Origin of the sequence: Robiginitalea sp., from assembly GCF_049588695.1 — a bacterium.
In the GTDB taxonomy this organism is placed as follows: Bacteria; Bacteroidota; Bacteroidia; order Flavobacteriales; family Flavobacteriaceae; genus Robiginitalea.
In genome coordinates this window covers 1-7,940 of the sequence record NZ_JBAVZJ010000341.1, presented here as the reverse complement: position 1 = coordinate 7,940, position 7,940 = coordinate 1, and the positions used below count along the sequence as shown (strand labels likewise).

Sequence of the window (7,940 nt, the reverse complement as noted above, 5' to 3'; positions counted from 1 at the left end):
GTATGAAGCCTATGTGGGTATTCGAGGGCAGTTGCTCCCGGAACTCACCTATAACCTGAAAGGCACCTACCGGGCTGAGAATTTTTTACCGCTTTTTCTGCTCAACCCTGAAAATGATTCCCGCACGGACGACAAGGGCTATTATTATGGGAATTCGTTTCGCCTTTTCTACGACGATGTAAAAACCCTCGGTGTGTTTGCGGAATTAGAACTTTCAGTGAACCGGAATTTTACTTTAGGGGTCAATGCCACGGTAAACGACTATAATACCGAGACGGGAAATCCGGCCTGGAACCTGCCAAATCTGGAAGGTTCCCTCTTTATGGATTATCAGATCAATTCGAACTGGTATTTCGGGGCGAGCCTGTTTTATGTAGGGGAACGGGAAGATCTCGCTTCGACTGCCGGAGTAGGTATTCCCCCGGAGGCCTTCCCGGCCCAGATTCGCAATTTGGACGGATTTTTTGATGCTAATCTCCATCTGGGCTATCACTTAAATACACGATTAACGCTTTTTGCACGCGCGAGCAATCTGGCCAATAATTCCTATCAGCGGTGGGCAAACTTCAGGGTGCAGGGGTTGCAGGTACTCGCAGGGGCGAGCTATAAATTTGACTTGTAGCACTTCTTTTTAAGGTACCCAATCAGACAACCTGTCTGTTTTAGGCAACATTTGATCGAGGGAGTGCCCGGGAATTAGGTGACTTTTGGTCATTTATAGTAACTTGAAGGTTCAAAAGGCAGTGAAGTGTCCCTGAAACGTTATTTTATTTGTATCCTGAGTGCTGCTTTAATTGGCTTGCCCCTGGTGGGGTTAGGGCAGAATATGGTGCCGAATCCGGGTTTTGAAGATTTCAATGCCTGTCCGAGGCATTTGGGAAATCTGCATCGGGATGTGGCCGAATGGACGACCCCGACATCGGGAACCACCGACTATTTTCATATGTGCAGTTTTCATATGGGAACCCCGGAGAATTTTAATGGGGTACAACGAACAGTAGAAGGTGAGGGGTATGCGGGTTTTTATGCCTATGCGCCTGACGACTACCGGGAGTACTTGCAGGTGCGTTTAAAGTCTCCGCTAACGGCGGGTGCTGAATACAGATTGTCCTTTTACGTTAGTTTGGCAGAGCGCTCGGATTACGCCATACGCGATTTCGGTATCCTTTTTAGCAATAATCCACTGGAGATAGATACGAAAAAGAATATTTCGAAGGCCAAACGCTATGAGATTAAAGAGAACACATACCATTATCTGGAGACTCCGGCCGGAGATTTTATTTCAGATACCTCGGACTGGAGTCGGGTAGAAGCCCGATTTGAGGCTGACGGTTCCGAAGAATATTTAATCCTGGGTAATTTCAGGACGAACCGACAGACCCGTACTTCTGAGACGGGGAGAAGCTCAAATAAAGGGGCTTACTACTATATTGATAAGGTAGCCCTTTTAGAACTAAAGCCTGAATTAGCCATGGCACAGGCTCCTTCGAAAACCCAGGCAGGTACTAATTACGCACTGGACAGTCTTCAGGTTTTTCAATCCCTGCTTTTTGAGTTTGACACCCATAGCCTTTCTAGCCCGGGACGGGAGGAATTAGCAAAACTCTATGAGTTCTTAAGTCAGGATCCCGACCTGCAGTTGCATCTGGCAGGGCATACAGACGGGAAGGGCAGAGCAGATTACAATCAACTCCTCTCCGAAAAACGCTGTGTTGCTGTGGCGCGGTATCTCGAAAATCTGGGGATTTCTTCGAGCCGGATTCAATGGCTCGGTTTCGGTTCTTCCAGGCCTGTGGCCTCAAATGAAACCGAAGCAGGGCGCAGCAGGAATCGCCGGGTGGAATTTCTTATTCGAAAAACCCCAAAACCCTTACCTGACTCCGAGAAATAAATTCAGAAATCAAGGCTAAAGCCCCGTGTTTTTAAAAGCGCCCCGGGGATTCAGGCAAACTTTTTAAAGGCAAGACGGCAGTCCTGGTCTAACTTGAAACAAAAAAAACCGGCTTAGGAGCCGGTTTTTTTAATGGTGACATTAATGCATTACATCATAACAGGTACTTCAACTCGGGTAGTTCCCCAGCCCATAACCATATGTGCTCCGCTTCCAACTTCTTTAAAGGCGATAGAAAAAGCCTCCAGGGATTCTCCTGCTGAACTTGAAGGTACTTTTATACGAGCTACATCTGCTGCTTCATCGTAGCTGTAAGCCCCCCATTGGTTGAGGTTCTTATTCAGAATCACTGTCCATTCTTTGTCACCGGGAATGGTGAATAAAGAATAGGTTCCGGCTTTTACAGCCTGCCCTCCGAAAGTAACATCTTTGTAAAAAGTAATTTCAGGGGCTTCATTAGCCCCGGTACGCCATACTTTGCCGGCAGGTGCAAGGTCACCCATTGAGCGTCCCTTTAATTGGGGTCTGCCGTAGACTATTCGTACAGCTTTATCGGATACTTTGTAGCTGGAAGGGAAGCTCGCCATATCCATGGGGCTTTTATCCAGACCGCTGAATTCCTGTGCTGTTACCGTTGTGGAAAACACAAGGGCTAAAACAAAAAGTGATAGTGTAAAGACTTTTTTCATTTGAATGGTTTTTTAGATGGCTAAAACTACATCCTTTTCAAAGAGCCCGGTTTTAAAGACTCGTTAAAATTTCCATGACTTACACATTCTTATTGTTTTGTTTATTTCAATCTAAAAAAACTATAATATGTACATAAAAGGCAATTATAAATATAATAATAGAATCAAAATAAGGTTTATTGTTTTAAAATATAATCATTAATCGCACTTTTGAATAAAATAATAATCCTATGTGTGGAATAGTTTGTGCTTTTGACCTGAAAAAGACCGCCTCGGTGCTGCGTCCGCGATTGCTCGAGATGTCCGGAAAACTGCGTCACCGGGGTCCGGACTGGAATGGTATTTTTTCTTCTGACAATGCGATCCTTACCCATGAACGCCTGGCCATTGTAGACCCCGCTTCGGGGCGCCAGCCGATTCTCAGTGCTGATGGACAGCTCATCCTGGCGGCAAACGGCGAGATCTACAACCACAGGGAATTGCGAAAAGATCTTGAAGGATCTTACGATTTTCAGACCCGATCTGATTGTGAAGTCATCCTGGCACTTTATGAGAAAGAAGGCACGGCCTTTTTGGATCGCCTGAACGGGATATTTGGCTTTGCGCTCTACGATCTAAGAAATGACCGATATTTTATAGCAAGGGATCATATGGGGATTATTCCACTCTATATGGGTCGCGATAAAGATGGAACTTTTTACGTGGCTTCTGAACTCAAGGCATTAGAAGGTGTTTGTGTGCAGATAGAGGCCTTCCCCCCGGGACATTTTATGAGCAGTGAAACCCCGGGACTTCAAAAATGGTATTCCCGGGACTGGATGGATTACAAGGCTGTAACCGACAATGAAACTGATATTGATGCGCTTCGCACAGGCCTGGAGGAGGCCGTGCACCGCCAGTTGATGTCTGACGTACCCTACGGGGTGCTGCTTTCCGGAGGGCTGGATTCTTCCATAACTTCAGCCATTGCGAAAAAATATGCCGCAATGCGTGTGGAGACCGATGATGCCACGGAAGCCTGGTGGCCCCGGTTGCATTCTTTTTCGGTTGGCCTGGAGGGTTCTCCGGATTTGGAAGCTGCGCGAAAAGTGGCTCAACACATAGGCACGGTGCACCATGAGGTGAAATTTACCATACAGGAGGGCCTGGATGCCATCCGCGATGTGATCTACCATTTGGAAACCTACGACATTACCACAGTTCGGGCTTCTACGCCCATGTATCTGATGGCCCGTGTCATCAAATCGATGGGTATAAAAATGGTACTATCCGGAGAAGGTGCGGATGAGCTATTCGGGGGTTATCTCTATTTTCACAAGGCACCGGATTCCCGGGCCTTTCATGAAGAAACTGTACGGAAACTCGATAAATTGCATCTCTACGATTGCCTGAGGGCAAATAAGTCCCTGGCCGCCTGGGGGATCGAAGGCAGGGTTCCTTTTCTGGACAAGGAATTTATGGATATCGCTATGCGCCTGAATCCAAAAGACAAAATGATCGGTGCGGGCCGAATGGAGAAATGGGCGCTGAGAAAAGCCTTTGAAGCAGATTTACCGGAATCCGTAGTATGGAGGCAGAAAGAACAGTTTTCAGACGGGGTGGGGTACAGCTGGATCGATACCCTTAAAGAAACTGTGGACCGTGAAATTACAGCAGAGCAATTGACCCATGCCCAATATCGCTTTCCAATACAAACCCCTACAACAAAAGAAGAGTACTATTATCGGGAAATATTTGAATCGCACTTTCCCAGTGATGCGGCCGCCCGAAGTGTGCCCCAGGAGCCCTCAGTAGCCTGCAGCACGCAAACTGCGCTGGAATGGGATGCGTCCTTTAAAAACATGAACGATCCCTCGGGCAGGGCCGTGGCCCGCGTACACGAGGAAGCTTATGTGCAGTAGCAACATATTGCCCTTACTTCAAACTTCCCGTGATCTTTTGAAGGTATTTGAAGAGCCTTTTACGCGGGTACCCTGCAACCTGGTTATCGGGTAGGGTTACACGAACAACGCGTAAATCAGAAAGGCAAAAACGGTGATGACCACCGGGGCTATAAGCCCCATGGATATGCCCCCGAGTCGAAAGTCTTTTTGCTCCAGTTTTCCGGTGCTGTAGGCAATGGCATTGGGAGGAGTGGAAATGGGCAGGAACAATGCGGAGGATGCACTCAGGCCAATAACGATGGGGAGTACCACCGGGTTTTCAAAAGTGAGAATGATCCCAACCGGGATGAGGATCGTAGCCGTCGCCGTATTGCTCATGATATTGGACATTACAATAGTCAGGAAGCCAAAACCGAGCACCAGGGCATAGAAGTTCAAATCGAACTCCTGAATTTTTTCTACATAGATATCTGCCAGGCCGGTTTCTTTAATGGCAAGCCCCAGGGCTAAACCACCGGCCACGAGCATTAGAGTATCCCAGGGGAGCTGGCGCACGTCATCCCCATTTATAATGCCGGACATGGTCAGGAGTATGATTGGCAGCAGGGAGACCACAGAAGCCGGAATACCGTGGACGTTCTCAGTAAGCCACAGGAGCAACGTCAGCCCCATGACACCCAGGACTACTCTTTTTTTGATGCGTTCAAACCTGTAATTGATATCGGTTACTGTACTTTCCTCTGAAGAGAGCTCAATCTGCATTTCCCGCTGCCTGGGAATGTATTTTCTGGTGAGTAAGAACCAAAAAAGAAGGGTCAAAACGAGAGCCAGTGGAAAGCCGACGAGCATCCACTCCAGGAAGCCCACATCTACCCCGTGATTGTTCAGGGCCTCTACGGCAATAGCGTTGGGGGGAGAACCGATAAGTGTGCCCATACCCCCAAGGGATGCGGCTCCTGAGATACCCAGAAGCGAAGCTTTTGTAAAGGGGGCATCCTCTTCCAGGGTATTGATAAAAGGCATAACCGAGGCGATCATCATGGCCGCTGTGGCAGTGTTGGACATGATCATTGAGAAAATGGCAGTAGTGAGCATGATACCGAGCAGAATGAATTTAGGCTTCCGTCCGAACTTCGCTATGGACATTTTAAACACTTCCTTATCCAAACCGGTCTTTCGCATAGCCTCTGCCATAAAGAAACCCCCGAGCATAAGCCAAATAACACTGCTGGACCAGGAATTGACGTATTCACTGTAGTACGATTGGACGTTTTCAGGATCGACCTCCGAATAATAACTGTTCATGGCAAAGATGAGAAAGCCAAAAACCAAAAGACCCACCGCGAAAGGGGGGATGGCTTCGGTAACCCAAAGACCCACTGCCAGAAATAATAAAAACAGCACATAGAGCTGGGCCTGATTCATCTGTGGTTCATACAAAGTGTAGGTAAGTGCAAAGGCCAGGATAATGGTAATCAGGAAGTAGATGATCTTACTTTGAATATCGACCACTTTCTGCATTTGTGGCAACAATTTGAGAGAAGCGGTTCTGGAATCAGCCATTCGAAAAGGGGTATATGATGCAAAAAAGACAAAGGTATAGGGTACGTATTTTTCAGAAGCTAATATTTATCACTTTTCATTTCAAAACTACGGGTTTTAGGCTGTGGCAATTGTTGTTAAATTGTTGATAACTTCGAGGCATTGGATAGGTGTAAAAGGCCTGTTTTACGGGCTATTCCGTATATTTGGAGGATTGTAAAATTACAAGTTAAACTTCCTAAAAACAGGTATGAGCGAAGAAGAAAACAACAAGGCCTATTCCGCGGATAGTATTCAGGCGCTGGAGGGGATTGAACACGTGCGGATGCGCCCTTCAATGTACATCGGAGATGTTGGGGTGCGCGGGTTGCACCATCTGGTTTATGAGGTGGTGGATAACTCTATCGATGAGGCGATGGGAGGCTACTGTGATACCATTCACGTAACCATAAATGAAGACAATTCGGTAACCGTTGGGGACAATGGAAGGGGGATTCCCGTAGGGCTGCATAAAAAGGAAGGTGTTTCCGCTCTTGAGGTGGTGATGACCAAAATTGGGGCCGGGGGAAAGTTTGATAAAGATTCCTATAAAGTCTCAGGGGGATTGCACGGGGTAGGGGTCTCCGTTGTAAATGCCCTTTCCGACCATCTAAAAGCTACGGTGTACCGGGAAGGTAAAGTGTGGGAGCAGGAATACGAGCGGGGTAAGGCCCTGTATCCTGTTAAAAGTACCGGAGATTCCGACAAGCACGGGACTTTAGTGACTTTCCACCCGGATGTTGAGATCTTTCAGCAAACGATTGAATTCAACTATGATACCCTGGCCAATAGGATGCGGGAATTGGCATACCTGAATAAAGGGATCACGATAAGTATTACGGACCGCCGTTTCACAGACAAGGATGGGGAGTTTAAAACCGAGACCTTTAAGTCCGAAGAGGGATTAAAGGAATTTATCCGGTTTCTCGATGGAAACCGGGAACCCCTCATTCAGAATGTCATCTCCATGGAGGGTGAGAAAAACGATATCCCTGTGGAGGTAGCCATGATTTACAATTCCTCCTACACGGAGAACCTGCATTCCTATGTGAACAATATCAATACCCATGAAGGGGGAACCCACCTGTCCGGATTCCGAAGAGGTTTGACGACGACCCTAAAGAAGTATGCGGACAACTCGGGAATGCTGGATAAAGTAAAGTTCGAAGTTGCCGGGGATGATTTCCGGGAAGGTCTTACGGCTATTGTCTCGGTAAAAGTAGCCGAGCCACAGTTTGAAGGTCAGACCAAGACCAAACTTGGCAACCGGGAAGTGTCTTCAGCCGTCAGCCAGGCGGTTTCGGAAATGCTTACCAACTATCTGGAAGAACATCCGGACGACGCCAAAGTAATTGTACAAAAGGTGATTCTGGCCGCCCAGGCAAGGCATGCAGCTGCCAAGGCCCGGGAAATGGTGCAACGTAAAAACCCAATGTCCGGGGGTGGTCTCCCGGGAAAACTTGCGGATTGCTCCGAACAAGACCCGGAGAAGTGCGAGATCTTCCTGGTGGAGGGGGATTCCGCAGGGGGAACGGCCAAAATGGGACGAGACCGTAACATACAGGCCATCTTGCCTTTAAGGGGAAAAATCCTCAATGTGGAGAAGGCGATGCAACACAAGGTTTTTGAAAACGAGGAGATCAAAAATATCTACACCGCACTTGGAGTTACTATTGGAACGGAAGAGGACAGCAAGGCCCTTAACCTGGAAAAGTTAAGGTACCACAAGGTGGTTATCATGTGTGATGCGGATGTGGATGGGAGCCATATTGAGACGCTGATCCTGACCTTTTTCTTCCGCTATATGCGGGAACTCATAGAGGGCGGGCACGTTTATATTGCTACCCCACCCCTTTACTTGGTAAAAAAGGGCAGTAAGAAACGCTATGCCTGGAA

At 47.6% G+C, this 7,940-nt stretch carries 6 protein-coding genes; 4 read left to right on the top strand and 2 right to left on the bottom strand.

Features of this window, described 5'->3' with window-relative positions:
* Together WBV75_RS08285 and WBV75_RS08280 are read left to right on the top strand one after the other, a co-directional pair.
* A partial coding sequence (locus WBV75_RS08285) for a TonB-dependent receptor domain-containing protein (RefSeq protein ID WP_424120162.1) occupies window positions 1–622 on the top strand: 622 nt, incomplete at its 5' end.
* A gap of 126 nt (window positions 623–748) precedes the next feature.
* Window positions 749–1,891, top strand: a complete 1,143-nt coding sequence (locus tag WBV75_RS08280; RefSeq protein WP_424120161.1) for an OmpA family protein — start codon at window positions 749–751, stop codon at window positions 1,889–1,891.
* 149 nt (window positions 1,892–2,040) lie between these two features.
* Here WBV75_RS08280 and WBV75_RS08275 read toward each other — a convergent pair whose 3' ends face one another.
* The gene (locus WBV75_RS08275; RefSeq protein ID WP_424120160.1) at window positions 2,041–2,580 is read right to left on the bottom strand and encodes a DUF2911 domain-containing protein; all 540 of its coding nucleotides are present in this window, start codon (window positions 2,578–2,580) and stop codon (window positions 2,041–2,043) included.
* A 230-nt stretch (window positions 2,581–2,810) separates the two neighbouring features.
* On the opposite strand from WBV75_RS08275, the gene asnB reads away from it, so the two are divergent.
* Window positions 2,811–4,481, top strand: a complete 1,671-nt coding sequence (gene asnB, locus WBV75_RS08270) for an asparagine synthase B (RefSeq protein ID WP_424120159.1) — start codon at window positions 2,811–2,813, stop codon at window positions 4,479–4,481.
* A 96-nt stretch (window positions 4,482–4,577) separates the two neighbouring features.
* Here the strand turns inward: asnB and WBV75_RS08265 are convergent, their stop codons facing one another.
* A complete protein-coding gene (locus WBV75_RS08265) occupies window positions 4,578–6,026 on the bottom strand; it encodes an SLC13 family permease (protein ID WP_424120158.1) in 1,449 nt (482 codons plus the stop codon).
* Window positions 6,027–6,255: 229 nt separating this feature from the next.
* Between WBV75_RS08265 and WBV75_RS08260 the strand changes: the two genes are divergently transcribed.
* Window positions 6,256–7,940, top strand: a 1,685-nt coding sequence (locus tag WBV75_RS08260) for a DNA topoisomerase subunit B (RefSeq protein WP_424120157.1), incomplete at its 3' end; no start/stop codon positions are given.